Below are 25,356 nucleotides of genomic sequence, written 5' to 3'. Positions count from 1 at the left end.
GGTTGGTGCGACGGGGGTTGCGTGGTGGCGGGTTATCGGCCGACGGACTGGCATGTGCTGGATCTGGAGAAGGATCCGACGCCGGGGGATCCGGACCGGGTGCGGTCGTTGGCCAAGCAGTTGCACGACTTCGCCGATGACGTGCAGGACGCGCTGCGACTGGTGAAGGGGATGGCGGAGGAAGATGCCGTCCTGACGATGGTGGGCAAGACCGCCGAGGTGTTCCGGGACGAGTTCTCCGGAGTCCCGAAGAATCTGAAGAAGCTGAAGAAGTCGTACGACCTGGCGGGGGATGCGCTGGCGGCGTACTGGCCGAAGCTGGAGCGGGCCCAGGCGCTGGCCGACAAGGCGCTGGCGAAGGGCCGCGAGGCGCAGGCGGATCTCTCCTCGGCCAAGTCCCGTCTGTCCACGGCCGATTCCTGGGTGACGCGGGCCAACAAGGAAGCCGACAAGTACAAGGACGACCCCACGTCGGCGGGCAAGGACGTCCCGAAGCCGGACGAGTCCAAGGTCCGTGCCGCGACGCGGGATGCCCAGAACGCCGAGTCCGCGCACAGCTCCGCTCAGTCGGATGTCACCTCCGCCTCGAACGCGCTGGACGCGGCGAAGAAGATGGCCGCGGACGCGCGCACCATGCGCGAGGAAGCTGCCCGCGAGGCGAAGAGCAAGCTGGATGAGGCCTCGGACGCGGGGATTCAGAACCGTAAGTGGTACGAGGAGGTCGGGGACTGGGTCTCCGACAACTGGGACACCATCGTCGCGGTCTGCAAGGTCGTCGTCGCCGTCCTGGGCATCATCGCGATGATCATTGGTGGGCCGATCCTGGGCGCGATTGTGCTCATCGCGGCGCTCGTGGTGCTGGCCGACACCCTCAACAAATATATGAAGGGCCAGGCATCCCTGTGGGATGTGGCCTTCGCCGCCCTCGATTGCATACCCGGCATGAAGGGGTTGACCACCCTCGGCGGCCTCGCCAAAGGCCTCAAGGGCCTCAAAGGCCTCAGGGTCGGCCTCAAAGGCATGGCCACAGGACTTCGTGGTCTCGGCAAGTCGGCCCGTGGTGCGCTCGCGGACGGCGCGAAGGGGGCGTACAACCGCCTCACGAGCAAGATCAAGGGCTGCGGCGACCCAGTTGATCCCGCAAGCGGGCAGATGTTCCTGGCGGGCCGGGATGTAGTGCTGCCCGGTACTCTCCCGCTGACCTTCACCCGCAGGTCTGCTTCCGGCTACCGCTGTGGCTGGTGGTTCGGCCCTTCTTGGGCATCCACCATCGACCAGCGTCTCGAGATCGATGAGAGCGGCGTCGTCTTCGTCACCGAGGACGGGATGCTCCTGGCTTACCCCCACCCAGACGGGCCGGACTCGCCCGTCATGCCCGAGGCCGGTCCCCGTTGGCCCCTGGTCCGTCTGGACAACGGCGGTTACACCATCAGCAACCCGATCACCGGGCATAGCCACCAATTCACCGCGCCCAGCGCGGGTCTGGCACTCCTGGAACGTATTGCCGACCGCAATAGCAACACCATTACCTTCGACTACAACGACCGCGGCATGCCGCTCTCCATCCGGCACTCCGGCGGCTACCAACTCATCTTGACCGTGGACGAGGACCGGATCACCTCGCTCAGCGTGAAGGGTGCGGGCGAGGGCAACTCAGATCTGACGGTCAAGCGATTCGGCTACACCGGTGGCAACCTCACCTCGGTTACCAACTCCTCAGGCACGCCCCTGCAATTCACGTACGACGAGCGGTTGCGCATCACATCCTGGACGGACACCAACCGCAGTCGCTACGAGTACGCATACGACGCCCAAGACCGCTGCATCGAGCAGGGCGGTGAAGCCGGGCACATGGTGAACACCTTCGCGTACGACGTCCTGAACCCCGCATGGCCCGAATGCCGCGTCACGGAAATCACCACGGCAGAGGGGGACACCTCCCGCTTCGTCATCAACGACAACTCTCAGGTCGTCGCAGAGATCGACCCGCTGGGCGGTGTGAGCCGCACCGCCTACGACGTCCATCACCACCTCATCTCCTCAATGGATCAGGTCGGATACACGACCAAAGCCGTAAACAACGAGTTGGGGCAGCCCACCGAGGTGACCCGGCCGGACGGTACGGTCGTTCGTTTCGTCTACAACGATCTCAACCTCATCACGGCGATCGACCTCCCGGACGGAACCACCTGGCGATACGCCTACGACGAGCGCGGCAACTGCATCGCGGCAACCGACCCGGAGGGGGGAACAGCCCGCAGTACGTACAGCGCGACGGGTGACGCCACCGCCGTCAGTGACGCCTTGGGGCACACCACTGTGGTGCGGTGCAATCCTGCGGGGCTGCCCATGAACGTCACTGACCCGACGGGTGCCGAGACGGTCTGGGAGCGGGATGCGTTCGGCCGTCCTGTTGCGGTGACCGATCCCCTGGGGCACACCACGCGCTTCACCTGGTCGCCCGAAGGCAGACTCATCGGCCGCACCACTCCTGACGGCGCCACGGAGGCCTGGAACTACGACGGCGAAGGCAACTGCACCAGCCACATAGATCAGTTGGGGCAGACATCCCATTTCGAGTACACCCACTTCGATCTACTCGCCACTCGCAGCGGCCCCGACGGAAGGCGCTCCGAGTTCGCATACGACGCGTCGCTACGGCTCATCGGCGTCACCAACCCCCAGGGCCTGACCTGGAATTACGAGTACGACGCCGCCGGACGCCTGATAGCTGAAACGGACTTCGACGACCGTACGCTCACCTACACCCACGACCCGGCCGGCCAGATCGCCTCCCGTACCAATGGCATCGGTGAAACCGTCGCATTCGAACGCGATGCGTTCGGCCAGGTCATCCGAAAGGATGCCGTCGGCGCAGTCACCACCTTCGCCTACAACCTGTACGGTCGCCTGACCCGAGCGGCGAATTCGGACTCCGAACTCCGGCTGCAGTACGACAGCTTGGGGCGACTGTGCTCAGAGACAGCCAATGGCCGCACCGTCACCTACGCCTACGATGCTGCAGGACGGCGTATACGCCGCACCACTTCGAGCGGCGCTACCAGCACATGGGCCTACGACCCGGCGGGTAATCGCACTCAGCTCAACGCCTCCGGTCGTACGGTTGACTTCCATCGTGATCCGATAGGCAGGGAACTCGCCAGGAGCATGGGCGCGAACGTAACCCTTGCCCAGGCCTTCGACGAACTGGGGCGGCTTACAGCTCAATCGGTGTCCGTCGCCGAGGCCGGCACCGTCCAGCATCGGGCCTACACCTACCGGGCCGACGGCAACCTCAGCCAGTTGACCGATCAGCGTTCGGGCACTCGCCGATTCGACCTTGACGCGGCCGGGCGGGTCACGGCCGTCCATGCCCAGAACTGGACCGAGACCTACGCTTACGACGGAGCGGGCAATCAGACCCAGGCTTCGTGGCCCCGGGATCATCCCGGGCATGAAGCAACCGGACCGCGCACCTATACCGGTACTCGGATCACCAACGCCGGCCAGGTTCGCTACGAGCACGACGAACTCGGCCGCATTACTCTGCGCCAGAAGACCCGACTCTCCCGTAAGCCGGACACTTGGCGCTACACATGGAATGCCGAAGACTGCCTTGCCTCGGCTGTCACCCCCGACGGCATCCTGTGGCGCTACGCCTACGACCCTCTCGGCCGTCGCACAGCCAAATTTCGTATGGCAGCCGACGGCGAGACAGTGGTTGAACGCACCGACTTCACCTGGGACGGCACCACTCTCTGCGAACAGACCACAACCAGCGATGAATTGCCGAACCCGGTCACCCTCACTTGGGACCATCAGGGTCTGCGGCCCATCGCCCAGACCGAGCGCATCGCAGCGGCCGAGGCACCCCAGGACGAGATCGACTCCCGTTTCTTCGCGATCGTCACCGACCTTGTGGGTACTCCCACCGAGCTCGTCGACGAATCAGGTGACGTCGCCTGGCGTACCCGTACTTCCTTGTGGGGCACCACCAGCTGGACTTCGAGCAGCTCCGCATACACACCGCTACGGTTCCCGGGGCAGTACTTCGACCCGGAAACCGGTCTCCACTACAACCTTTTCCGGCATTATGACCCGGAGACAGCCCGTTACGTCACCCTTGATCCCCTCGGGCTGGCTCCAGGACCCAACCCGTTTGCGTACGTCGACAACCCGTTCCTGTGGATCGACCCCCTGGGACTCAGTCCCTGCAGCCCTGGAACACGGGACGATGCTCTCCTGGCCCTTGACCGTGCAGAAGAGCTCCAATCCCTCAGGAACGACTACTGGATGGCCGATGTAAAGGGAACCACAGCGGTGATCGGGGTATTCAATTCCGAAACGAGGCAGTTCGCCAGGAGGATCGGAATCAATGGTGACGGACCCATGCCCTCCGGCTGGCAGCTGCGAGAGGGCGAGGAGTTTGTCCGAGGTCCCGGACATGCCGAGGAAGGTATACTCAACTCCCTGGGGCCCAACGAACATGCCGTTTACGGGGCGGCCTCGCGGAACTTCTGCAACGATATATGCCTGCCGCAAATCGATGTACGGGGTATAGAGGTCGGCGGACAGGGAATTCGCGGTCATATGCCACAAAATTCACCCTTCACGTTGTTTTGGACCAGAGGAGATTAAGTTGGCTCGTAATGTGGAAGCCTACTCCGCGCTTCGTGAACTCCCTGCTGACTTTCTTGCGGTGTTCTGTCTCGCCTCTGCGGAACGTGGGAGCGGAGTATTCGCTGCTTTGGCCCAATCAGCGGACAAAGAATGGTTCTCCTATGCCCTTGATATTGCCTGGAGGGCTCCACTCGGGGAAGTAGACGAGGATGATCTCATCGAGATTCTCGAAGAATTCGAAAACAGAACAGAATCGATCGACGCCGACGATCCGGGTAGTAAAGGGTTCTCCATCGTGCAGTCCGCGATGCTTGCTGTAAACGCCATCGCTGTTTACATGAATCCCAACCCGGCTAGAGCCGAGATGTCCGGCCAGACACTTGAAACGGTTCTCGGAAGTTTTGACTTCAAACTCGGCGGAAGTGCCGTCACAATGACTCGGGCAGGTGAGGACGAAGAAGTCGGACACCTTCAGCAATTGGAGCAAGACGGCCAGAATTCCTTCCTCGACTCAGTCCGATCCCTGGTTCGCGATCAAGGTGGAAGTGGTCTCGACAGGAATTTCCTTGAAGGCCTGCGTGACTCCTGCACCCCTGTTCGCGACGAGATCAGGGCAGCCACGGAGTCGGTTGCCGAGCTCGTTGGTTGGGACCAGGAATGATGTCAACTTCCGCTGAATTGCTCATGGCGGTGCGCGGGGGCACAGGGACCCGCCCGGCCTCGGTTCGCTGAGTCGGCCGACTGGGATCAGGGGTGATGCCGGCCCTCTGGGGACCGGCGCACCCCCACCCGTCAGGCCGTCGTGTCCGCGAACAGAGCTCCCGCAGTGGTGACCGTGATCACGACCCTCCGCGCGAAGGCGCCGGGGTCCTCCTGGAAGATGCGGCGCATCGCCTCGTGGGATGAGCTGACCATGTGACGGACGGTAGTGAAGGCACGTCAAGCCGGTCCGGAATACGCCGTCGAGTCACTCGCAGGGATGATCAGCGGCAGGTTTCCGGTCTCGAGTGCTGGAAGGCGCCAGGGACCGGCGCCCCCGCATCACCCAAGCTTCGCGTTCTGCGCCTCGACCACCGCGCCCGGCAGCTTGGCGTCGCTCGGCCTGGACTGGGCGATGGCCGCGCCGTTCACCGAGAAGTAGACGGCGATGATGTCGCCCTTGCGTACGGCTGCCGAGTGGAGCCCGTGTGTGAAGCCCCTGAATGTCATCGTGGACTTGAAGGCGAGGGACTCGTCGCCCGCGCCAGCCTTGTCGGTGACGGGTTCGGCGGCGACCGAGTCGTACGGGCTGGTGTTGCCGTTCGCCTTGGCGGTGAAGCCGTCGCCGCAGGAGGCCACCGCCTTGGTGAGGCCGGCCATGGCCGACTCCGCCTTGCCGCCATCCTCGTAGGCGGTGAGCGTGACGTAGGTGTAGCCGTTGGCGAAGCCGTTCGAGGCGACACGGGTGAGGTCGGCCTGCGGTTCGCCGACGGGGAGTTGGTTCATCGCGTACGCCAGCGGGGCGCAGACCTTCTTGTCGAGCGTGACCTCGTCCTGGGACTTGGCGAAGATGAACTCCTCCGACGGTTCCTCGACGTTGTAGCCACCGACATCGGCCGCGGTGATCGCGAGCTTCGCCACACGCTCCGCCGGGCTCACGCTCGCCTCCTTGGCCTGAGAGGCCGTCGCCTTCGGCTTGTCGGCCGCCGCGTCGGTGTCCGAACCGGAGCCGGCGTCGGAGGAGCCCCCGCAGGCGGTCAGGCCCGTGAGCACGGCGACGGAGAGCGCGGAGGCGGCCAGGGCGGTTCGCTTCATGGGGGGAGGGGCTCCTCGGTTCGGGTGACTTTCTCAGGTTTTCGGTGGAGATGGGTTTCGGTGGAGACGGAGAGACGGGGAGACGGGAGTGAAGTGGGGGGGGCGACAGCCGGGAGACCGTACGGCCCCCCCGGCCCCGCTCAGCCCCGCTCCTTCTCCGTCTCCTCCTCCAGCAACTTCTGCAGCACCGGCGAGAGTTCGGGAACGCGCGCCCCCGCCGACTGGGCCGCCGCAAGGGCACGTACGTACGCCACCGCTGTCTCCCGGAGGTGCTGCTTCTCGCGGCCCTGGCGGGCTCCGGCCAGCCAGGTCGTGATCGCGAGGGGGAGGGCCAGGACGGCTGCCAGGTAGCCGAGAGGGGTGTCGGAGGAGACGGCCCAGGCCACGCCGCCGATCCCCGCGAACAGCAGCAGGCACCCTGCCTCGTCGTGCCAGCCGCCCTCGTCCGCGACGGCTTCGTACAGCGCGACCGATGACGGCTTCGCCGGAACGGCAGGGGGCGGTGCCGATGGCGTCGTGAGCTTCGCTTCCGCCGGCGACGGCACCTCGCCGGGCGAGGGCGCCTCGTCCCGTGACGGCGCCTCGTCCCGCGACGGCACGTCCGAAGGCGATTCCACCTCCGTCTGCACGGCCACCTCCGGGTCCGGGTCCGCGTCCGCAGCCACCCCTGCATACACAGGAACCGGCGCCGCCTCCCTCCCCCCGCCCATCGACCGGCCCACCAGCCAGCCCGGCACGTGTGTCACCGGCACCCCGTGGGCCCGCGCCAGGCCGAGCACGGCGCGGTAGCCCGCCAGTCGCGGGTGCCGCAACTCCCTTTTGACGCGCCGTTGTGCGAATGTCAGGCAGGCCACGGCCACGATCAGCAGGGGGCCCGCCGGGGCGAATGCCAGCTCCGGCCTTCCGGCGAAGGCGGGGATCGCCGGGGCCAGGAACGGCCATACGACGCCGACGGAGAGCGCCAGAGCGCCCAGCCACATCACCGGGCCGTATTCATAGGCGCGCAGCTTGCGTCGGTGCTCCGTGAGCATCGCCGTTGTCGCCGCGTTGTCCGTGTAGTCGAAGCCGTGGCGGACGCCGAGGGCGCGTACCGACGTCAGGAGGCGGGCGTCGGCGGAGAGCGCCGCCCCGTTCACCGGGAGAAGCCCCGTCACCGGGTGAAGCTCCGCCATCACAACCAACAACCCCCACCTGTACCCGTATCCGTGCCCGTCCCGGGCGCAAGGCGTCACCCTTGCGGCTGAAGATCATGACACGCCCCCGCCCAGCCCCCGTGAGCAAGTCGTGCAGGCATGGTGGACGCAGCGTGACGAGCGCACGTCGGAGCGGCGATGAAGGATTCGCGGAAGCACAGCAGCGGGCCTCTGTGCAGGCCTGTACTCAACGGGGAACCGAACGGGCTGCGTTGCGCGTGGATAACGTCGAGTCGTGTGAGGTTCGCTATCGCCGACGCGCCTTGAGGGGCTTATGTGCTGCTGATACGGTGCGGTGACTTGACACTCACTCCAGCGCTGGCTATTTGACCAGGTCGGGCGGTATGCCCGGTGGGAGTGGAGTGTTCCAAGTGTCCAGAATGACGAAACCTTCTTGGGTGTACGGGGAGCGGTTGCGTGAAGATCCAAGAGCGTACGGGGGCGGGCAGCAACCGTTCCGCTGCGCCGGCTCAGCCGACGATGGGCGAGCGCCTTCCCGCGCCGCCTCGCGAGCGCAAACCGGCGCTGGCCGCGCTCGCGGTGCTGCTGATCCTCGTGGGTGCCCTCGGGGCGACGATGCTGGTGCTGCGAGCCGGTGAGCGCATCGAGGTCGTGAAGGTGACCGGCGACATCCAGGCCGGTCAGTCCGTCGGCAACCACGTGGAATCGGTGCTGGTCGCGGACGATACCGGCATCAACTACGTCAAGTGGTCCCAGGTCAAGCAGCTGAAGGAGCTCAAGGCCAAGTCCACTATCTACAAGGGCACCCTTGTCATCGGTGAGATGTTCGGTAGCAGCAGCCTCCCGGCCGGCCAGGCCATCGTCGGGCTCTCCCTCAAGGAGGGCCAGTACCCGCTGAACATCAAGTCCGGCGACCGTGTGGACGCGTACCAGGTCGGCAACAGCTCCACGCCCTCCGACGACGAGACGGGCGCCGGCTCCACCGGCTCAACGGGTAGCGGCGGTACGCCGATCGTCTCCGGCGCGCGCGTCAATTACGTGCAGCCGACCGGCGGTGACTCCACCATCAGCAGTACCAATCAGCGCATCACGGTCATCGTCGACGACGCCGACGCCGCCGCCCTGACCCGTGCCGCCGCGGCGAACCAGGTCGCCCTCGTCCTCGTCCGCGGCAACTGACGGCAAGAGAGTCCCCAAGCAAATGGCACTCATCGCCCTCGCCGCCGACAAAGGGTCGCCCGGCGTCACCACCGCGGCTGTCGCCCTCGCCGCGGTCTGGCCCCGTCGGGTCCTGCTCGCCGAGACGGACCCGGCCGGTGGCGACCTCGTCTACCGGAGCGCCGCCGCGCACGGCGGGCCGCTGAACCCCAACACCGGCATGCTGTCCATCGCGGCCACCGCCCGCCGTGGTCTCGTACCGGATCAACTCTGGGACCACGTACAGCCGTTGAGCGGTGGGCTCGAAGTCCTCGTCGGGCTCGGCAACGCCGAGCAGGCGGCCGGGCTCGCGGGTCTGTGGCCCACGCTCGGCCGGGCCTTCGCGCAGCTCGCCGACTCCCCGCACGCGCCCGCCGACGTCATCGCGGACTGCGGGCGGATCAGCGGGGACACCCCGGCCGTCGAGATGTTCTCGCAGGCCGCACTCGTACTGCTCATCTCGCGCACCGAGCCGGAGGCCATCGCGCGCGTGCGCGACCGGGCCGCCGCGCTCACCGCCAAGCTGCACGGCGGAGGGCGCGGGGCGGCGACGCTCGCCACACCCCTCATCGGCGTCGTCCTCGTCGCCGACCCGAGTGACTCCGCCAAGGTCCTCCACCAGGTCAACGACATGCTCGTGGCCGCGCAGACCGGCGCCCGCGTTGTGGGCACGATCGCCGACGACCCGGCCGGCGCCGACCAGTTGGCCGGCCGCAAGCGCGGGCGGCTCGACAAGTCGCTGCTCATCCGCTCGGCCCGCAAGGTGACCGCGGACCTGTACCAGCAGTTCGGCGCGGCCTGGGCCGTACCGGCGGCCGGCGGTCCCAACGGGCAGCCCACGGCCGGAGCCGGCCGATGACCGCGGGGCGTAGCGGCAGGACCGCGAGGGTGGGCCGATGACCGCCGTCGACCACCAGTTGGTCAAGCGGTTCCGGCAGGACGCCGGTGACCGTATCGCCGAGCAGCGCCGCCTCGACCAGGTATCCGGCGTCACGCCGATGTCCAACGAGGACGAGCGGCACTACGCGCGGGCGGTCATAGCCCAGATCCTGGAGGACTACGCCCGGACCGAGATCAACTCCGGTCGTACGCCGCTCGATGCCGAGACCGAGGAGCAGTACGCCGCCGCCGTGCACGCGGCCCTCTTCGGCGTCGGCCGGCTCCAGCCGCTGCTCGACAACCCCGAGGTCGAGAACATCGACATCAACGGGTACGACCAGGTCTTCGTCGGTTACGCGAACGGCGAGGAGGTCACGGGCGATCCCGTCGCGGAGAACGACGAGGAGCTCATCGAGCTGATCCAGATCCTCGGCGCCTACTCCGGTCTCTCCTCCCGGCCCTTCGACTCCGCGAACCCGCAGCTCGACCTGCGGCTGCCGGACGGTTCGCGACTGTCCGCCGTCATGGACGTGACCCGCAGGCCCGCCCTGTCCATCCGCCGCGCCCGCATGGGCAAGGTCTTCATGTCCGACCTGGTGGGGAACGGGACGCTGACACCCGAGGTCGGGCACTTTCTCGCCTGTGCCGTCCGCGCGCGCAAGAACATCATGATCGCGGGCGCGACCAACGCCGGTAAGACGACGCTGTTGCGCGCGCTCGCCAACGAGATCCCGCCGCACGAGCGCCTCATCACCGTCGAGCGCGCCCTGGAGCTCGGCCTCGACACCTTCACCGACCTGCACCCGAACGTCGTCGCGTTCGAGGAGCGGCTGCCCAACTCCGAGGGCCAGGGCATGATCACGATGGCGGAGCTGGTCCGCCGGTCGCTGCGTATGAACCCCTCCCGCGTCATCGTCGGTGAGGTCCTCGGCGACGAGATCGTGACCATGCTGAACGCGATGTCGCAGGGCAACGACGGCTCGCTGTCCACGATCCACGCCAACAGCTCCAGCGAGGTCTTCAACCGTATTTCCACGTACGCGCTCCAGGCCAACGAACGGCTCCCCATCGAGGCCAGCCAGATGCTCATCGCGGGCGCGGTGAACTTCGTCGTCTTCGTCCAGCGGCGCAACAACTACCAGACGGGCGGCCGGCTTCAGCGCGTGGTCACCTCGATCCGCGAGGTCAACGGTGTCGACGGGCGCGTCCTGTCCAGCGAGGTGTTCGCCGAGGCGCCGGACGGCCGGGTCGTACCGCACGCGCCCCTCGCCTGCCTCGAAGACCTGATCCAGCACGGCTATCGCCTGCCCGGCGGGAACTGGGGGTGAAACCGACCATGACTCTCGCCGCACTCGACTCGCTCGGCTCCATGGGCGGGCTGTTCTCCACGACGGTCCTGTACGCGCTGGCGTGCGGCATCGCCGTCGGCGGCGGCCTCGCCCTGTTCGCCGTCGCGGTCCGCGGGCTGCCCGCCAAGCCCGAGCACGAGAAGCAGAAGGCGAGTGAACGGGCGAGCGAGCTCGTACGGTTTGCCGGTCAGCGCGGTTCGATCGCGGCCGGCGTCGGCATCGTCGTCCTGCTGCTCACGCGGTGGGCGGTGGCCGGTATCGCGGCCGCCGTACTCGTCTTCTTCTGGGACAAGCTCTTCGGCGGCGCCTCCGAGGAGAAGGCCGCCATGCGCCGCGTGGAGGCGCTCGCGTCCTGGACCGAGTCGCTGCGCGACACCATCGCCGGCGCGGTCGGCCTGGAGCAGGCCATCCCGGCATCCGCCCGCGCCGCGGCGCCCGTCCTGCGCCCGCACCTCGACGCCCTCGTCGACCGCCTCCGCTCCCGTACGCCGCTGCCCGAGGCGCTCCAGCACCTCGCCGACGAGATCGACGACGCCTCGGCCGACATCATCGTGGCCGCGCTGATCCTCAACGCGAGGCTGCGCGGCCCGGGTCTGCGACAGGTGCTCGGCGCACTCGCCAAGTCGGCGCGCGAGGAGGTCGACATGCGGCAGCGCGTCATGGCCCAGCGCTCCTCGACCCGCCGGTCCGTGCAGATCGTCGTCGCCGTCTCGGTCGCCTTCGTGCTCGGCCTGTCGATCTTCAACCGCGAGTTCGTCGAGCCGTACGGCACGGCCGTCGGCCAGCTCGTACTCGTCTGCGTCTGTGGTCTGTTCGCCCTCGGCTTCTGGTGGCTGCGCAAGCTGTCGACCATCGAGACGCCGGAACGGTTCCTGGTGCGGGACGAGTCGGTCCAGTTCGTACGCCCCCGTATGCCGTCGCCGTCCCAGTCGGAAGAGGGGGTACGCCGATGAACCTGACCCTGCCCATCACGGTCGGCGCGGTCCTGGGCCTGGGCATCTTCGCCCTCGTACGCGCCCTGATGCCGTCCAAGCGCAGCGCGGTCTCCCAGGTCGCGCGCATCGACGCGATGCGGGCGCGCGGAGCGGCGTACGAGTCCGCGCACCGCACCGCCGACGCCGGACGGATCGGAAGCGTACGGGCCGGAGTGGGCCGGCGTGTCTCCGAGTTCTACATGCAGCAGGGCTGGGAGCTGCGGACGTTGCGGGCCGACCTGGCCGTGCTGGACCGGAGTTGGGAGAACTTCCTCGCGACGAAGGTGCTGCTGGCGGCCGGGGGAGTGTTCTTCGGGCCGTTGATGTTCGCCGTCGTGTGGACGCTCGGGTTCGGCAGCAGCCCCGCCATTCCGGTCTGGCTGGCGCTGCTGTGCGCGGCCCTCTTCTTCTTCCTGCCGGATCTGGAAGTACGCCGGGACGCTGCCGAGAAGCGGCGTGACCTGCGGCGCGTGATCGGCGCGTACCTCGACCTGGTGTCCATGAGCCTGGCCGGCGGGCGCGGTCTCCCGGAGGCACTGATGGCCGCCGCCGAGGTCTCCGACGGCTGGGCGACGCAGCGCATCCGCAACGCGCTCGCGGACGCCCGTATCACCGGCATCAGCCAGTGGCAGGCGCTCGGCACGCTCGGCGAGGAGCTGGGCATCGAGGAACTCAAGGACCTGTCGGCCTCGTTGGCGCTCGTCGCGGACGACGGCGCGAAGGTGCGCGAGTCCCTCGCCTCGCGCGCCGAGACGATGCGGCACCGCGAACTCGCCGAGATCGAGGGCAGCGCGGGCGAGAAGTCGCAGTCGATGCTCGTGGCACAGCTGCTGCTCTGCGCCGGCTTCCTGGTCTTCCTGATCTTCCCGGCGGCGATGCGCGTGTTCCAGGTCTGACACCGACAACTGCATCTTCGAACTGCTCTGAACTGTCTTGAGAGGACAACTCACCATGAACGGACGGAACTTCAGCACCGGGATCCCGGGGGTGGACTTTCTGATCACCTTCCTCCAGGGCCGGGTGCAGCGCGCCCGCTCCGGCGAACTCGACCGGGGCGCGTCCGCGGTGGAGTGGGTCATCATCTCGGCGGTCGTCGTGGCGATCGTCGGTGTGGTCGCCGCGATCATCAACGCCGCGCTGAGCGACGGCGCCAACAAGGTGGGCGACTGCATCAAGGGCGCGGACGCGGGCAGCACCTGCTGACCTGTTCCCTGGCCTGACCTGACCGTCCCACTTCTCTGACATCTCTGACATCTCGTATACGGGGTTACTGGTGAGCGTACGACGCTGGGTACGCCGCCGGGTGGAGGCCGCCTCCGCCCGCGGCGACTCCGGCATGACCGCGATCGAGTTCGTGCTGCTCACGCCCGTGCTCTTCTTCATGATCTTCGCGACGGTGCAGTTCGCGCTGTACTTCTTCGCCGACCACGTGGCCCAGGCGGCGGCCCAGGCGGGCGCCCGCAAGGCCCGCGCCATGGCCGACGAGCAGCCGGGCGCGTGGCGGGGCGAGGCACGGGACGTGGTCGACAGCTACATCGCGCAACTGGGCCCGCAGTTGGTGCTCTCCCCGGACGTGGAGATGCTCCAGCCGGAGCAGAACACGGTGGGGGTGGAGATCACGGCGAGGGTGCCGTCGGTGTTCCCGGGGCTGGATCTGACGGTGCACGCGCAGTCGGTGGGGCCGGTGGAGAGGTTCGTAGAGGAGGACGGGAACTAGATGCGCCTTCTTCTCGTACGTTCTCGTGACGACCGTGGGTTGTCCACCGTCGAGGTGGTGATCCTCGCGCCGGTGATGATCCTCTTCATCCTGGTGCTGGTGGCTTTCGGGCAGCTGGTGGACGGGCGCGGGGCGCTCGACGGGGCGGCGCGGGACGCGGCTCGCTCCGGGTCGCTCCAGCGCGAGGAGGGTCCCGCCATGGCGGAGGCCCAGAAGGCGGCGGACGCCGACCTGGCGGACGTCTGCTCCGGGCCCGTGACAGTCGACAAGACCAGCGCCGGTTTCGCCGAAGCGGACCTGTTCACCGTCGAGGTCAGCTGCGAGGTGCGGGGCCTGGCCATGCTCGGCCTGGACGTCCCGACGAGGCTGTCGGCGTCGTTCACCGCGCCGCTGGACCCCTTCAAGAGGAAGGCGTGACGGGGGAGATGACGGAGTCGGGGGAGATGGCCGAGCCGAAGGAGACCGTCGGGCGCGTCCGGGGCGCCGCCGTGCGCGCCTGGCTGGACGCGCGCCGCGTACGCCTCGACGACCGGGGCTCGGGCGCCGGCGCGGTCATCATCTTCGCGCTGGTCTTCCTGTCCCTCTCGGCCTTCGTCATCGACGGCGGCCTGTCAATCTCCAAACGCGAACGCGCCGCCGACATCGCGGAACAGGCCGCGCGTTACGCCGCGCAGGACGTGGACCTCGAAGAGCTGTACCAGAACGAGGGCGGCGGGGCCCCCATCCTCTTCGAGAACTGCGGCGCCCGGGTCAAGGCCTTCGCCCAGGAGATGGGCATGACCGGCGCGGACATCGCCGCCACGCACTGCGTCGCCGCGAACGCGGACGAGGTCGAGGTCGAGGTCCAGCTCACGTACGCGCCGGTGTTCACGGGGATGTTCTATGGCGGGGACATCACGGTACGGGGGCGTGCGGTGGCTGAGAACGAGGTCGGCTGACGGTTCGGCGGTCTACTTGTCGCCGCCGCCCTTGTCCCCGCCCTTCTCTTCCGCCTTCACGCCGTCGCGGACCTGCTTCGCCAGGTCGTCGTCCAGCTTCTTGAACTCCCGGACGACCGCTTCGGACATGCTGGCCAGCGCGTCGAGCTGCTGGTTGATGTCCTCGCGACCGTCCTCCCAGTTGGACTCGAAGTCCTCCAGCTTGTCGTAGACACCGCCGTCACCGATGTCGTCGCGGTAGGACTCGAAAAGCTTCTTGGTGTGGTTCATCCGCTGCTTGATGTCACGCAGCCGGGTCCCGTAGTCCTCGAGATCGCTCAACGGGAGCGCGAGGTCTGGTTTGCCCATGTCTGATCCCCCTGTGGTGGCAGCGCCGTGAGTGGTGGCTGGTGTCGGTCCAGGCTTCCACAACATCTTCGACGCCGCGATGCCTCCACCTGTGAGCTTTGACAGGTACGCGATCTGTGCCTCATCATCATTCCACTAGTCGACTAGTGAATTGGTGGTGAAAGGGTTGGAGTTCCGCATCGACCGGCGGAGCGGGGTCGCCGCCTATCAGCAGATCGTTCAGCAGACCAAGCAGGCGCTGCGGCTCGGCGTACTCGTGCCCGGCGATCAGTTGCCCACGGCCAAGGCGGTTGCCCAGGCCTCCCTGGTCAACCCCAACACCACGCTCAAGGCGTACCGCGAGCTGGAGCGGGAGGGCCTGGTCGAGGCGAGGCCGGGGCTGGGGACCTTCGTACGTCAGTCGCTGGCCCGTCCGCAGACGGCGGCTGACTCGGCGCTGCGCGGCGAGCTGGAGGCCTGGATGGACCGGGCCCGCGAGGCCGGTCTCGAACAGGACGACGTGACCGCTCTGGTCACGTCGGTGATGGCGGAGCGGTACGCCGTGACCAGGCCTGCCGCCGAGCACCCGGGATCAGCAGAAACAGCGGGAACTGCAGGAACAACGGGAACTGCAGACACAGCGGGATCAGCGGAATCAGCAGCAACAACAGGAATCATGGGAACAAGGGGACAAGCATGACGAGCTACGAGACGGGCTACGGGGGATCGGCGGACACGTCCGCGATAGAAGCCCGCGGGGTCGGCCGGAAGTACCGCCGGGGCTGGGCGCTGCGGGACTGCTCCTTCCGGCTGCCGGCCGGGCGCATCTGCGGTCTGGTGGGTCCCAACGGGGCAGGCAAGACCACGCTGATGGCCATCGCCGCCAACCTGCTGGAGCCGACCACCGGCACCCTGCGCGTGTTCGGCGCGGCCCCGGAGTCCGCGGAGGCCACTCGGCGTACCGCGTTCCTCGCCCAGGAGAAGCCGCTGTTCCGGCGCTTCACCGTCGCCGAGACCCTGCGCATGGGCCGCGAACTGAACCCCGGCTGGGACCGGCGGGCCGCCGAGGACATCGTCCGCGCGGGCAATGTGCCCCTCGACGCGAAGATCGGCACGCTCTCCGGCGGCCAGCGCACCCGGGTGGCCTTCGCCGTCTCCTTCGGCAAGCGTCCCGACCTGCTGCTCCTCGACGAGCCGATGTCGGACCTGGACCCGCTGGTGCGCCACGAGTTGATGGGCACCCTGATGTCCGAGGCCGCCGAACGCGGCACCACCGTGCTGATGTCCACCCACATGCTCGCCGAGCTGGAGAACACCTGCGACTACCTGCTGGTCATCGCGGGCGGCGGGCTGCGCATGGCCGGTGAGGTCGACGAACTCCGCACCGCCCACGCCGTGCTGACCGGGGTCCACTCCGACGGGCGGACGCCCCCGGAGCTGGCGTACCACACGGTGGTCGAAACCCGTACCAGCGGACGGCAGTTCACCTCGCTGGTCCGCCCCGACGGGCCGCTCACCGGCCCCTGGCAGGCGAGCACCCCGAACCTGGAGGAACTCCTGCTCGCCTATCTGCGCTCGCCCGAGGCCCCACCGCTGATCGGTCCCAGCTCCTACGTCGCCCCGCAGGCGGTGGCGGCATGAGCACGATGACCAGCACCGGCAGCACGCCTTCCGGCTCCGGCCGCACCTCCTCCGACTCCGCCCGCGCCGAAGCCGACCGTGGCCGCGGGCTCCGGCTCCGGCTCAGCGGCATGAACTGGCTCGTCTGGCGTCAGCACCGCGCCGCCTACTGGACCCTCCTGGCCGCCTCCGCCATCACCGTCGCGGTGATCGTCTACCAGCGCCAGCAGATGATCACGTACCTCGACGGGTACGGCTATCCCGACCTGAAGTCCGGCTGGGAGGAGAGGTTCGACCAGGGGCCGCTCGACGCGGCCTCCCAACTGCTCGCGCTCCTGCCCGTCCTGATCGGTGTCTTCGTCGGTGCGCCACTGCTCGCCGGCGACCTGGAGAACGGCACCGCCAAGCTCGTCAACGCGCAGTCCGTCAGCCGCGTCCGCTGGCTCACCACCAAGCTCGGTATGACCGCGCTCGTCGTCGTGGTGAGCACCGCGGCGGTCTCCGCGGTGTTCACCTGGTGGTGGTCACCGGTCAAGTCGTCGTCGTACGTTCTGAGTTGGTCCGACGCCGCCGGCTTCGACAGCAGCGGTCCGGTACCCGTGGCGCTCACCCTGTTCACCGTCGTCGGTGGTGTGGCGATCGGCATGCTGCTGCGCCGGACCCTGCTGTCCATGGTCGTCACCCTGGGCTTCGCCGTCGCCGTGCAGGTGGTCTGGTCGTACTTCCGGATGTCCCTCGGGAACGCCATCACGGTCACCACCCACAACGGTGTCGGGAGCAACTCCCAGCCGAACGTGCCCGACTCCGCCTATGTCGTGGACCAGTCCTACCTCACGGCCTCCGGCGACCTAATGGGCTGGGGCAGCTGCAACGAGCAGACGGAGAAGGCTGCCAACGCCTGCCTGGAGAAGGCGCAGGTCGTCGGCTGGTCGTTCGAGTACATCCCGATGTCCCAGATGTCCTCCATGCAGTGGCTCGGCGCCTCGATCCTGCTGGCCCTGACCGCCGGCATCGCGGCATTCGTCATCTTCTGGGGTCGCAAGCGCCTCGTCTGACCATTCGACAGGCGCCTCGTCCGACCCGATCTTCCTCGCAGTCCCAGTGCTCCCTTTCCCACGCGGCCGAGCGGCCACAGCGTCGCTCGGCCGCGCCCTGACGCTGCCTCAGAAATGCCATAAAAGCCATGAAAGGCCTGAGTTGAAGTCGCACAAGCGCAGAAGACGAGCGATCGTCACCGTCCCGTTGGCGACCGCCCTGGCGGCGGCGCTCGGCACCGGTCTGCTGGCGTACACGCCCGACAGCGCGGAAGCCGCCCAGGCCGGGCCCGCTGTCGGCGCGCCCGCGAGGACCGTCACCCTCGTCACCGGCGACAGGGTGACCCTCGACGCCGAGGGCAAGGTCACCGGTGTGGTGGCCGCCGAAGGCCGCGAGGGGATGGCCTTCCGCGTCCAGCAGGCCGCGGGCCACGCGTACGTCCTGCCGCGCGACGCCGAACCGCTGATCGCGAACGGGACCGCCGACCGGCGGCTGTTCGACGTGACGCGACTGGTGAGTGCGCGCTACGACGACGCCCGCCGCTCCGACCTGCCGCTGATCGTCACCTACGACAAGGGCAGGTCCGTATCGGCGAGTACGTTCCGCGGCTCGGGCGCGACCGTCCGGCGGGATCTGCCGAGCATCAACGGCGACGCCGTGCGGGCCCGTAAGTCCGAGGGCTCCGCGCTGTGGGAGACCCTTACCGGCGCGACCGGCTCCGCGAAGGTGAAGAAGATCTGGCTGGACGGCAGGGTCAAGGCGACCCTGGACAAGAGCGTGCCGCAGATCGGTGCGCCCGCGGCGCACGCGGCGGGACACGACGGCAAGGGCGTCAAGGTCGCCGTCCTCGACACCGGCATCGACGCCACCCACCCGGACCTCAAGGACCGTATCGACGCGGTGAAGAACTTCTCCACCGCCGCGGACACCGTCGACCGCGCGGGCCACGGCACGCACGTGGCCTCGACGATCGCGGGCTCCGGAGCCGCGTCCCCCGCGGGCACCAAGTACGCGGGGGTCGCGCCCGGCGCCCGTCTCCTGGTCGGCAAGGTGCTCGACGACGAAGGCTCGGGCGAGGACTCCGGCGTCATCGCGGGCATGCAGTGGGCCGTCGCGCAGGGCGCCGAGGTCGTCAACATGAGCCTGGGCGGCGAGGACGGCCCCGGCCTCGATCCCGTCGAGCAGGCCGTCAACGACCTGTCGGCGACCTCCGACGCCCTGTTCGTCATAGCCGCCGGCAATGAGGGCCCGGGAGAGGGCACCATCGGCACTCCCGGCAGCGCGGCCGCGGCGCTCACCGTCGGCGCGGTCGACCGCCGGGACGCCGTCGCCGAGTTCTCCAGCCGGGGCCCCACGGCAGACGGCTTCCTCAAGCCCGACGTCACCGCGCCGGGCGTGGGCATCGTCGCCGCCAAGGCCGCCGAAGGCGACATGGGAGACCCCGCCGCCGACGGCTATGTCTCCATGAGCGGTACGTCGATGGCGACTCCGCATGTGGCGGGCGCCGCGGCGATACTGGCGCAGAAGTACCCGGGCTGGACCGGCAGGCAGATCAAGGCCGCGCTCACCGCCTCCGCGAAGCCGGCCGCCGCCACCTCCGCGTACACGCAGGGCACCGGCCGGGTGGACGCCGCCAGGGCGATCACTCAGCAGCTCACCAGCAGCCCGACCGCGCTGAGCTTCGGGACGCAGGAGTACCCCCACACCGACGACCAGCCTGTGGCCAAGGACGTCACGTACCGCAACGCGGGCAGTGAGCCGGTCACCCTCGACCTGGCCACCGAGGCGTACGGCGACGACGGAAAGCCCGCCGCCGAGCGCCTGTTCACCGTCTCGCCGCGTCAGCTCGTCGTCCCGGCGGGCGGTGAGGCGACCGCCACCGTGACCGCAGACACCCGCGTGGGCACGGCAGAGGGCAGCTTCGGCGGCTCGGTGACCGCCACGACCGCCGACGGCACGACGACCGCGCGCACCTCCCTGGGCGTGGTCCGCGAGGTCGAGTCGTACGACCTGACCATCAAGCACCTCGACCTCAAGGGCAAGGCCCTCGGTGACGCCTTGACGAGTATCTACGGCCTGGACAACGACATCTGGACGGAGGCCTCCGACGAGAAGGACGGCGCGGTCACCATCCGTCTGCCGAAGGGGCGTTACGCCCTGGAAGGCGTGCTCCGCACCTCCGGTACCGGAGGGTCCGTGCTGCTGTACCCGAAGTTCGCGCTGACCAAGGACACGACCCTGGTCATGGACGCCCGGAAGACGAAGCCCGTCAAGATCACCGTGCCGGACGGCGCGGCCAAGCCCGCGGGCGCGATGTTCTTCTTCCACATCGACGTCAACAACAAGCCGTACACCTCTGTGTACGACGCCCGCTCCTTCGGCAGCATCCGCGTCGGACAGCTCGGCGCCTCGGCGCCGGCCGCCGAGGTGTCCGCGATGTACCACGGCATCTGGACCCGCAAGGCCGTCAACTACCGGCTGGCCTGGAACCGTACGGGTGACCTGTCCGGCTTCACCGAGAACGTGAAGCGCGCCCAGCTCACCAAGGTCAAGGTCGTCGTCGGTACGCCCGTCAAGGGCAAGACCACGACCATCGCCGCCGCACCGCTGATGCACGGCGGCTTCTACAACCAGCACTCGACCGAGGGCCGTCTGCCGCTGACCGGCACCGACTACGTGCTGCCCAACGGGATCAAGTGGTTCTACCAGGCCAGCCAGTTCGGCGCCCCAGACGCCGAGGGCGAGCCGACGTGGGAGAGCACGCAGGCCGGCGTCCCCAGGGCGTACGCGGCGGGCAGGGACCACACCCAGCGCTTCAACATCGGCGTCTTCGGCCCGTCCCTCCCCTCGGGCCCCCTCGCGACCGTCCTCGACCGGCCCGAAGCGGTACGCGTCGGCGACACCTTCACGGCGTACGTCCCGCTGTTCTCCGACGGCGTCGGCAACCTGGGGACCTCCGACCAGACCAAGGCCAGGAGCTCGCTCCACGCCGACGGCGAGAAGATCTTCGCCGTGGACGATGCACTGAACGGCGACTCGTACACGCTTCCCGCCGGCAAGCGCACGTACAAGCTCGACGTGGACGTCTCCCGCGCCGCGGCGCAGGCCGCGGTCAGTACCCGTACGACCGCCACCTGGACCTTCGCCTCGGCGCACGTCTCCGGTGACACTCCCCAGCGGCTGCCGCTGACGGTCGTCCGCTACACGCCCAAGCTGTCGACGGCCAGCACCGCCGAGGCCGGTACGACCCTCACCGTGCCATTCAGCCTCCAAGGCGCGGCCACCAAGGTCGCCACCCTGCGCAAGCTGGCCTTCGCCGTCTCGTACGACGACGGCAGGACCTGGAAGAAGACCACTGCGGCGAACGGCAAGCAGCTCAAACTGCGCAGCCCCGCCAAGCCCGGCCCGGTCTCGCTCCACGCCACCCTCACCGACGCGGACGGCAACACCCTGAACCAGACCGTCCACCGCGCGTACCGCACGACCAAGTAGGCGGCGGGAAGCGTGGGTTGGGCTATGCGGAGGGGGTGACGAAGGCTCCGGAGCGTATGGCGTGGAGGAGGTGGGTGAGGGGGGTGGGGGTGGTCGTGAGGTGGGTGGTGGGGGTGTCGCTTTCGCGGAGGTGGATGGTGGCGGGGTGGGTGGCGGCGAGTTCGACGCAGGCGTTGCCGTCGCCGCCACCGGAGAAGGATGACTTCTGCCAGTTGTCGGGTGTGGTCATGGTGAGCCTCACAGTTCCTTCGCCGGCCGGTGGATGAAGTCGCGCGGACGTGGGGGTTCGAGTGGCGCAGTCTCCACTTTACGGAAGAGCGTTCGAAACGCGTTGAGTTGATGTCGTCGCGGTAGGACTCGAAGAGCTTCTTGGAGTTGTCCACAGCTGACTATACGAAGCGGAACGTACCCGTCACCGCGTCGAAGATGTCGTGGAACGCCTCCGCAAGGTCGAGCACCGGGCTGGCACCGGAGACGAGTACGACCTGGGCGGTGGTTCCCGGGACGGGGATGTACGTCTGGGTCAGCGCCATACGCAGGGTGCGGGTGTCGCCCTGCGCGACGGGGACGTCCTCGACGCCGAACGTGCGGGCGGCCGGGCCTACTTCGGGGATGTCGACGGTCGTGACCTTCCGCCAGGCGTCGCCCTTGCGGCGCGGCGAGATCGTACGAAGACTGTCGGCGATGGCGCGCGGGTCGGTGGACAGGGCCGCCCCCTGCTTGTTCTTCGACCCCAGCACGCTCACGGTGACGGTCGCGGAAAGCGGCACGCCGTCGAAGTTCTCCGCCATGCAACCCAGGTAGATGGCACCGGAGTCGTGGGCGTCCTTGGCCATTTTGCGGAGCAGGTTCGTCAGGTCGGCGCGGTACGGTGTGAGTTCGGGTACCTCGCGGATCCGCTCGTCGACGAGAGAACGGATCGTCGATTCACGCCCCTCGGGGCGGATGTTGAACTCCCACCACGACTCGGGTACGGACAAGGCGATGCCAATGGGCGTGCCGTCGATACCGGCCGATCCGGTCTCTGGCGTCGGCTCACTGGTTCCGGAAGTCAATTCCCGTCACTTCCTCAAGAATGGCGAACAAAGTGTCTTCGTCGAGCTGTGGAACGGTGTAATTGAGGTCCCTGATTCTTTGCAGGAAATCTTCCGGAAGAGCCAGATGGTATTCGGTGACGTAGTGAGGGAGATCGTACCTCCATACCCACTCTCCATCGGTCTTGAGGGAGGCCCCTCCCGCGATCAGAAACTCTTCCGCCGAAAGAACGTCGGCTTCGGCGCCCATCTCGCTGAAGATATCGACCCCGTTGGCGAGGTAGGCGGCGATTTCGTTCTCGTCGGCTTCCCCGCTCTTTCGTACGAATCCACGGATGGATTCGTCGTTCTTGATCCCCCACTGAGCCGACTGCTCGCGAAAGAATCCAACTGTCCGAATCATTGAATTTCCCTGCGCCTAGGATGTTTCATCACAGAATCGGCAGAAAGGTCCGCCAGGTTCCGTTGTCGCGGATGGTCGGGGTGAAGGGGCCGTTGCCGATGGGCGGAACTCCTACAGCGTTGGTGGGTGCCCGCACCGTGGTGCCGAGTATGTTCGCCATCTCTTGGGCAGGGGCGATTCCGTTGGGCGGTATTGCACCGGAATGGCAGGATAGCAAGCGCACCGGGCCACCGTCGTAGCCAGGCGACCTACGGATGGCGTCCGCGACCTGATGGGGGTTGACTGTTTCTCCGGCCGCCCTGAAGCCGGACAGGTTCTCGTTTCCGGCCAAGAACCTCCCGTCCCGCATTCCGTGAATCACCGCGTCGTGGTGTCCGGGCAGCCGCTGTGCCACTTCGAAGTTCCGCAGCGTGGCACCGTCGTAGCCGATCGCGGAAATCCTGTCCCCGTGGTAGATCGGCATTCCTGAGTGGAGGGCGTCGTCACCGGGATGCCTGGGCGGGGCGGGGATCTTGGAGCCGGTTCGTTCGGGATGCCCTTTGCCCATGGTCCGCAGGAAAAGGGACTTGAGGCCCTGGCCGCCACTTCTGATGCTGTCGGCCAGGTTCTTCAGCCCGCCGCCGATGCCCTGCAGCGCTCCGCCGCCCAGGGCCTTGAGCCCTCCGGCCTTCCACAGCTTGCCCATCTTGGCGAGGCTGGTGAGGCCCTTGGTGGCGGGGATGCAGTCCAGGACCGCCCAGACCAGGTCGCCCCAGCCCGCCGTGCCGTTGGCCATCTTTCTTATCGTGTCGGCGAGGACGACGAGGGCGGCGGCGAAGACGAGCCAGCCCAGCGGGCCGCCGACGATCATCACGATGATGCCGACGACCAGGACGACCCACTTGCAGACCGTGACGATCTCGTCCCAGTTGTCGGAGACCCAGTCGCCGACCTCTTCCCACCAGTGGCGGTTGGGGATGCCGGCGTCGGAGGCTTCCTCCAGCTTCTTGACCGTGCGCTGGGCGGCCTCCTCACGCAGCCCCTTCGCCTGGCTGGCGAGCCGCTTGGCCGCGTCCAGCGCGTTCTGCGCGGCGTCGACGTCCCGCTGGGCGGAGGTCTGCTGCTCCTGGGCGTGCTGGGCGTTGCGGGTGGCCCGGCGGACCTCGGCCTCGTCCGGCTTGGGCACGTTCTTGCCGGGGTTCTTGTCCGGGTCGTACGCGTCCGTCTTCGCGGTGGCGGTGCGGACCCAGTCGTTCGCGCCCGTCAGCGCGGTCGTCGCGGTGGACAGGTCCTCGCGGGCCGCCCGGCCGTCGCGCAGCGCCTTGTCCGCCTTGGTCTGAGCGTCCTCCAGGTCCGGCCAGTAGGAGGCCAGGGCGTCGCCCGCCAGGTCGTAGGACTTCTTGAGCTTCTTCAGCTTGCCCGGGACGTCCTCGAACTCCGCGGTGAACACGTCGGCCGTCTTGCCCGCCCAGGCCAGGACCGCGTCCTCGTTCGCCATGCCCTTGACGTCCCGCAGGACCTGGCCGACATCGTCCGCGAAGTCGTGCAGGCTCCCGGCGAGTTTCCGCACCCGTTGCGGGTCGCCCGGCGTCGGGTCCTTTTCCAGGTCGAGTATGTGCCAGTCCGTCGGCCTGTGCGACACGTATCCCCCGTAACACCTGCAACGTGTGTGTCAGTACGTACGGGTGAACGTATCGCACGGTCTGTTGCGTGGGGGTTATGGGTTATCGGCTACGCGGAGGGCGTGGTGAGGGCTCCGGAGCGTATGGCGTGGAGGAGGTGGGTGAGGGGGGTGGGGGTGGTCGTGAGGTGGGTGGTGGGGGTTTCGCTTTCGCGGAGGTGGAGCGTGACGGGGGTGGCGGCGAGTTCGACGCAGTTGTTGCCGTCGCCGCTTCCAGAGAAGGACGACTTCTGCCAGTTGAGGTGGGTGGTCACGGCGCGCCTCACAGTTCCTTCGCCAGCTTGTGGATGAAGTCACGCGAACGTGGGGGTTCGAGTGACGCAGCCTTCACTTTACGGAAGAGCGTTCGAAATGCGCCGAGTTGGGCTTCGGAGCCGATGAAGCCTGCGCCGTGGGGTGCGTCGCGTACCGCGGTGTCCAACTTGGGTACGGTACCGCCCGCGTACATCATGGCGTTTGTGGCTCCGGCGAAGCCGTCCAGGTCGAAGGGGATGACGCGCACGGTGATGTGGTCTGCTTCGGAGAGCTCCAGGACGCGGCTGAGCTGGGTCCTTGTGGCGGTTCGGTCGCCGACCCGGATGCGCAGTGCCGCTTCGTGGATCACCGCCTCGTACGGGATGGGTGCGGGCTCTTTGATGATCACTTTGCGTTCCATTCGATGCTGGACACGCAACTCAAGCTCACCTTCCGGGACTTCGGGGACGCGGTACGAGAAGACGTCGCGGGCATAGTCCTCCGTCTGAAAAAGCCCGGGTACGTGCAGGAACTCCACGTCGAGCCGGTACGTGGCGTGGTGCTCCAACTCGGCAATGTCCAGGAATGGTGTGGGCAGCAGGCCCCGATACTCCTCCCACCATCCGCGCGTACGGTCGGTTGCCATCGCCACGAGTGCTTCGATCAGCTCCTGGTCCGTGCATGCGTAGTTGGCGGCAAGACGGCGGACGGTGTTCTCGCTCATGCCAACGACGCCGGACTCGATCTGGCTCAGCCGTGCGGAGTCGGTTCCCAGTGCCGCGGCGGCCTCGCGACCCTTCAGTCCTGCGGCCTCGCGGAGCCTTTGCAGTTCGGCCCCGAGACGCATCTGACGTGCGGTGGGCTGCCGCCTCCGTGTCATGGGCCCTCTCCTCGTCTCAACGGCCTTGGAACGGTGCCCCGTTCGGAGG

General features: G+C 67.8%; 25 protein-coding genes and 1 pseudogene. 15 read left to right on the top strand and 11 right to left on the bottom strand.

Annotation, left to right across the window (positions count from 1 at the left end; genetic code table 11):
- Positions 1 to 54: 54 nt before the first annotated feature.
- The gene (locus AB0I18_RS03045; protein WP_363103595.1) at positions 55 to 4,638 is read left to right on the top strand and encodes an RHS repeat-associated core domain-containing protein; all 4,584 of its coding nucleotides are present in this window, start codon (positions 55 to 57) and stop codon (positions 4,636 to 4,638) included.
- Between the two features lies 1 nt (position 4,639).
- Positions 4,640 to 5,281 (top strand): hypothetical protein, encoded by a 642-nt coding sequence (locus tag AB0I18_RS03040; protein WP_363103594.1) that lies wholly within the window; start codon positions 4,640 to 4,642, stop codon positions 5,279 to 5,281.
- A 131-nt stretch (positions 5,282 to 5,412) separates the two neighbouring features.
- Here the strand turns inward: AB0I18_RS03040 and AB0I18_RS03035 are convergent, their stop codons facing one another.
- The 3 genes from AB0I18_RS03035 to AB0I18_RS03025 form a co-directional block, all read right to left on the bottom strand.
- On the bottom strand, positions 5,413 to 5,535 hold the full coding sequence (locus tag AB0I18_RS03035; protein WP_363103593.1) for a hypothetical protein: 123 nt from the start codon (positions 5,533 to 5,535) through the stop codon (positions 5,413 to 5,415).
- 126 nt (positions 5,536 to 5,661) lie between these two features.
- Positions 5,662 to 6,414: a hypothetical protein gene (locus AB0I18_RS03030; protein ID WP_363103592.1), complete on the bottom strand. Its 753-nt coding sequence runs from the start codon at positions 6,412 to 6,414 to the stop codon at positions 5,662 to 5,664.
- Between the two features lie 140 nt (positions 6,415 to 6,554).
- A complete protein-coding gene (locus AB0I18_RS03025) occupies positions 6,555 to 7,568 on the bottom strand; it encodes a hypothetical protein (RefSeq protein WP_363103591.1) in 1,014 nt (337 codons plus the stop codon).
- Positions 7,569 to 8,024: 456 nt separating this feature from the next.
- On the opposite strand from AB0I18_RS03025, the gene AB0I18_RS03020 reads away from it, so the two are divergent.
- The 9 genes from AB0I18_RS03020 (at position 8,025) to AB0I18_RS02980 (ending at position 14,622) form a co-directional block, all read left to right on the top strand.
- Positions 8,025 to 8,747 carry a hypothetical protein gene (locus AB0I18_RS03020; protein WP_363103590.1) on the top strand — a complete coding sequence of 241 codons (723 nt, stop codon included), beginning with the start codon at positions 8,025 to 8,027 and terminating at the stop codon, positions 8,745 to 8,747.
- A gap of 22 nt (positions 8,748 to 8,769) precedes the next feature.
- Positions 8,770 to 9,624, top strand: coding sequence for a hypothetical protein (locus AB0I18_RS03015; protein ID WP_363103589.1), 855 nt, complete (start codon positions 8,770 to 8,772; stop codon positions 9,622 to 9,624).
- Positions 9,625 to 9,661: 37 nt separating this feature from the next.
- The gene (locus AB0I18_RS03010) at positions 9,662 to 10,972 is read left to right on the top strand and encodes an ATPase, T2SS/T4P/T4SS family (RefSeq protein ID WP_363103588.1); all 1,311 of its coding nucleotides are present in this window, start codon (positions 9,662 to 9,664) and stop codon (positions 10,970 to 10,972) included.
- Positions 10,973 to 10,980: 8 nt separating this feature from the next.
- Entirely contained in the window at positions 10,981 to 11,946 is a 966-nt protein-coding gene (locus AB0I18_RS03005; protein ID WP_363103587.1) for a type II secretion system F family protein, read from the top strand.
- Positions 11,943 to 12,863, top strand: a complete 921-nt coding sequence (locus AB0I18_RS03000) for a type II secretion system F family protein (protein WP_363103586.1) — start codon at positions 11,943 to 11,945, stop codon at positions 12,861 to 12,863. Before AB0I18_RS03005 ends, AB0I18_RS03000 begins: the two co-directional genes overlap by 4 nt.
- Before the next feature lie 55 nt (positions 12,864 to 12,918).
- Complete coding sequence (locus AB0I18_RS02995; RefSeq protein ID WP_055610899.1) at positions 12,919 to 13,170, top strand: hypothetical protein; 252 nt, start codon at positions 12,919 to 12,921, stop codon at positions 13,168 to 13,170.
- Between the two features lie 133 nt (positions 13,171 to 13,303).
- Positions 13,304 to 13,684: a TadE family protein gene (locus tag AB0I18_RS02990; protein ID WP_363103705.1), complete on the top strand. Its 381-nt coding sequence runs from the start codon at positions 13,304 to 13,306 to the stop codon at positions 13,682 to 13,684.
- Positions 13,685 to 14,101, top strand: a complete 417-nt coding sequence (locus tag AB0I18_RS02985; RefSeq protein ID WP_363103585.1) for a TadE/TadG family type IV pilus assembly protein — start codon at positions 13,685 to 13,687, stop codon at positions 14,099 to 14,101.
- Between the two features lie 26 nt (positions 14,102 to 14,127).
- On the top strand, positions 14,128 to 14,622 hold the full coding sequence (locus AB0I18_RS02980) for a pilus assembly protein TadG-related protein (protein WP_363103584.1): 495 nt from the start codon (positions 14,128 to 14,130) through the stop codon (positions 14,620 to 14,622).
- Between the two features lie 12 nt (positions 14,623 to 14,634).
- On the opposite strand, the gene AB0I18_RS02975 is transcribed toward AB0I18_RS02980, so the two are convergent.
- Entirely contained in the window at positions 14,635 to 14,970 is a 336-nt protein-coding gene (locus AB0I18_RS02975) for a hypothetical protein (RefSeq protein WP_363103583.1), read from the bottom strand.
- A 157-nt stretch (positions 14,971 to 15,127) separates the two neighbouring features.
- On the opposite strand from AB0I18_RS02975, the gene AB0I18_RS02970 reads away from it, so the two are divergent.
- The 4 genes from AB0I18_RS02970 to AB0I18_RS02955 all read left to right on the top strand — a co-directional run bounded on the left by AB0I18_RS02970 (position 15,128) and on the right by AB0I18_RS02955 (position 21,096).
- Entirely contained in the window at positions 15,128 to 15,649 is a 522-nt protein-coding gene (locus tag AB0I18_RS02970) for a GntR family transcriptional regulator (RefSeq protein ID WP_363103582.1), read from the top strand.
- Complete coding sequence (locus AB0I18_RS02965) at positions 15,646 to 16,590, top strand: ABC transporter ATP-binding protein (protein WP_363103581.1); 945 nt, start codon at positions 15,646 to 15,648, stop codon at positions 16,588 to 16,590. The genes AB0I18_RS02970 and AB0I18_RS02965 overlap by 4 nt, the downstream gene beginning before the upstream one ends.
- On the top strand, positions 16,587 to 17,624 hold the full coding sequence (locus AB0I18_RS02960) for an ABC transporter permease subunit (RefSeq protein ID WP_363103580.1): 1,038 nt from the start codon (positions 16,587 to 16,589) through the stop codon (positions 17,622 to 17,624). The genes AB0I18_RS02965 and AB0I18_RS02960 overlap by 4 nt, the downstream gene beginning before the upstream one ends.
- Positions 17,625 to 17,766: 142 nt before the next feature.
- Entirely contained in the window at positions 17,767 to 21,096 is a 3,330-nt protein-coding gene (locus tag AB0I18_RS02955; protein ID WP_363103579.1) for a S8 family peptidase, read from the top strand.
- Between the two features lie 22 nt (positions 21,097 to 21,118).
- Here AB0I18_RS02955 and AB0I18_RS02950 read toward each other — a convergent pair whose 3' ends face one another.
- From AB0I18_RS02950 to AB0I18_RS02920, 7 genes and pseudogenes are all read right to left on the bottom strand, one after another.
- Positions 21,119 to 21,325 (bottom strand): DUF397 domain-containing protein, encoded by a 207-nt coding sequence (locus AB0I18_RS02950; protein ID WP_363103578.1) that lies wholly within the window; start codon positions 21,323 to 21,325, stop codon positions 21,119 to 21,121.
- Between the two features lie 8 nt (positions 21,326 to 21,333).
- A pseudogene (locus tag AB0I18_RS02945) lies at positions 21,334 to 21,435 on the bottom strand (transcriptional regulator); the annotation flags it as partial.
- 50 nt (positions 21,436 to 21,485) lie between these two features.
- Positions 21,486 to 22,043, bottom strand: coding sequence for a hypothetical protein (locus AB0I18_RS02940; protein WP_363103704.1), 558 nt, complete (start codon positions 22,041 to 22,043; stop codon positions 21,486 to 21,488).
- A gap of 88 nt (positions 22,044 to 22,131) precedes the next feature.
- Positions 22,132 to 22,533 (bottom strand): hypothetical protein, encoded by a 402-nt coding sequence (locus AB0I18_RS02935; RefSeq protein WP_363103577.1) that lies wholly within the window; start codon positions 22,531 to 22,533, stop codon positions 22,132 to 22,134.
- 28 nt (positions 22,534 to 22,561) lie between these two features.
- Positions 22,562 to 24,154 (bottom strand): putative T7SS-secreted protein, encoded by a 1,593-nt coding sequence (locus tag AB0I18_RS02930; RefSeq protein ID WP_363103576.1) that lies wholly within the window; start codon positions 24,152 to 24,154, stop codon positions 22,562 to 22,564.
- Positions 24,155 to 24,243: 89 nt separating this feature from the next.
- Entirely contained in the window at positions 24,244 to 24,447 is a 204-nt protein-coding gene (locus AB0I18_RS02925; protein WP_363103575.1) for a DUF397 domain-containing protein, read from the bottom strand.
- Between the two features lie 8 nt (positions 24,448 to 24,455).
- Positions 24,456 to 25,307 (bottom strand): helix-turn-helix transcriptional regulator, encoded by an 852-nt coding sequence (locus AB0I18_RS02920; RefSeq protein WP_363103574.1) that lies wholly within the window; start codon positions 25,305 to 25,307, stop codon positions 24,456 to 24,458.
- Positions 25,308 to 25,356: the final 49 nt, after the last annotated feature.

This window comes from Streptomyces sp. NPDC050704, from assembly GCF_040654355.1.
Taxonomy (GTDB): domain Bacteria; phylum Actinomycetota; class Actinomycetes; order Streptomycetales; family Streptomycetaceae; genus Streptomyces.
Note: the sequence above shows the minus strand (reverse complement) of the source record. Positions and strands in the feature narration are given on the sequence as shown.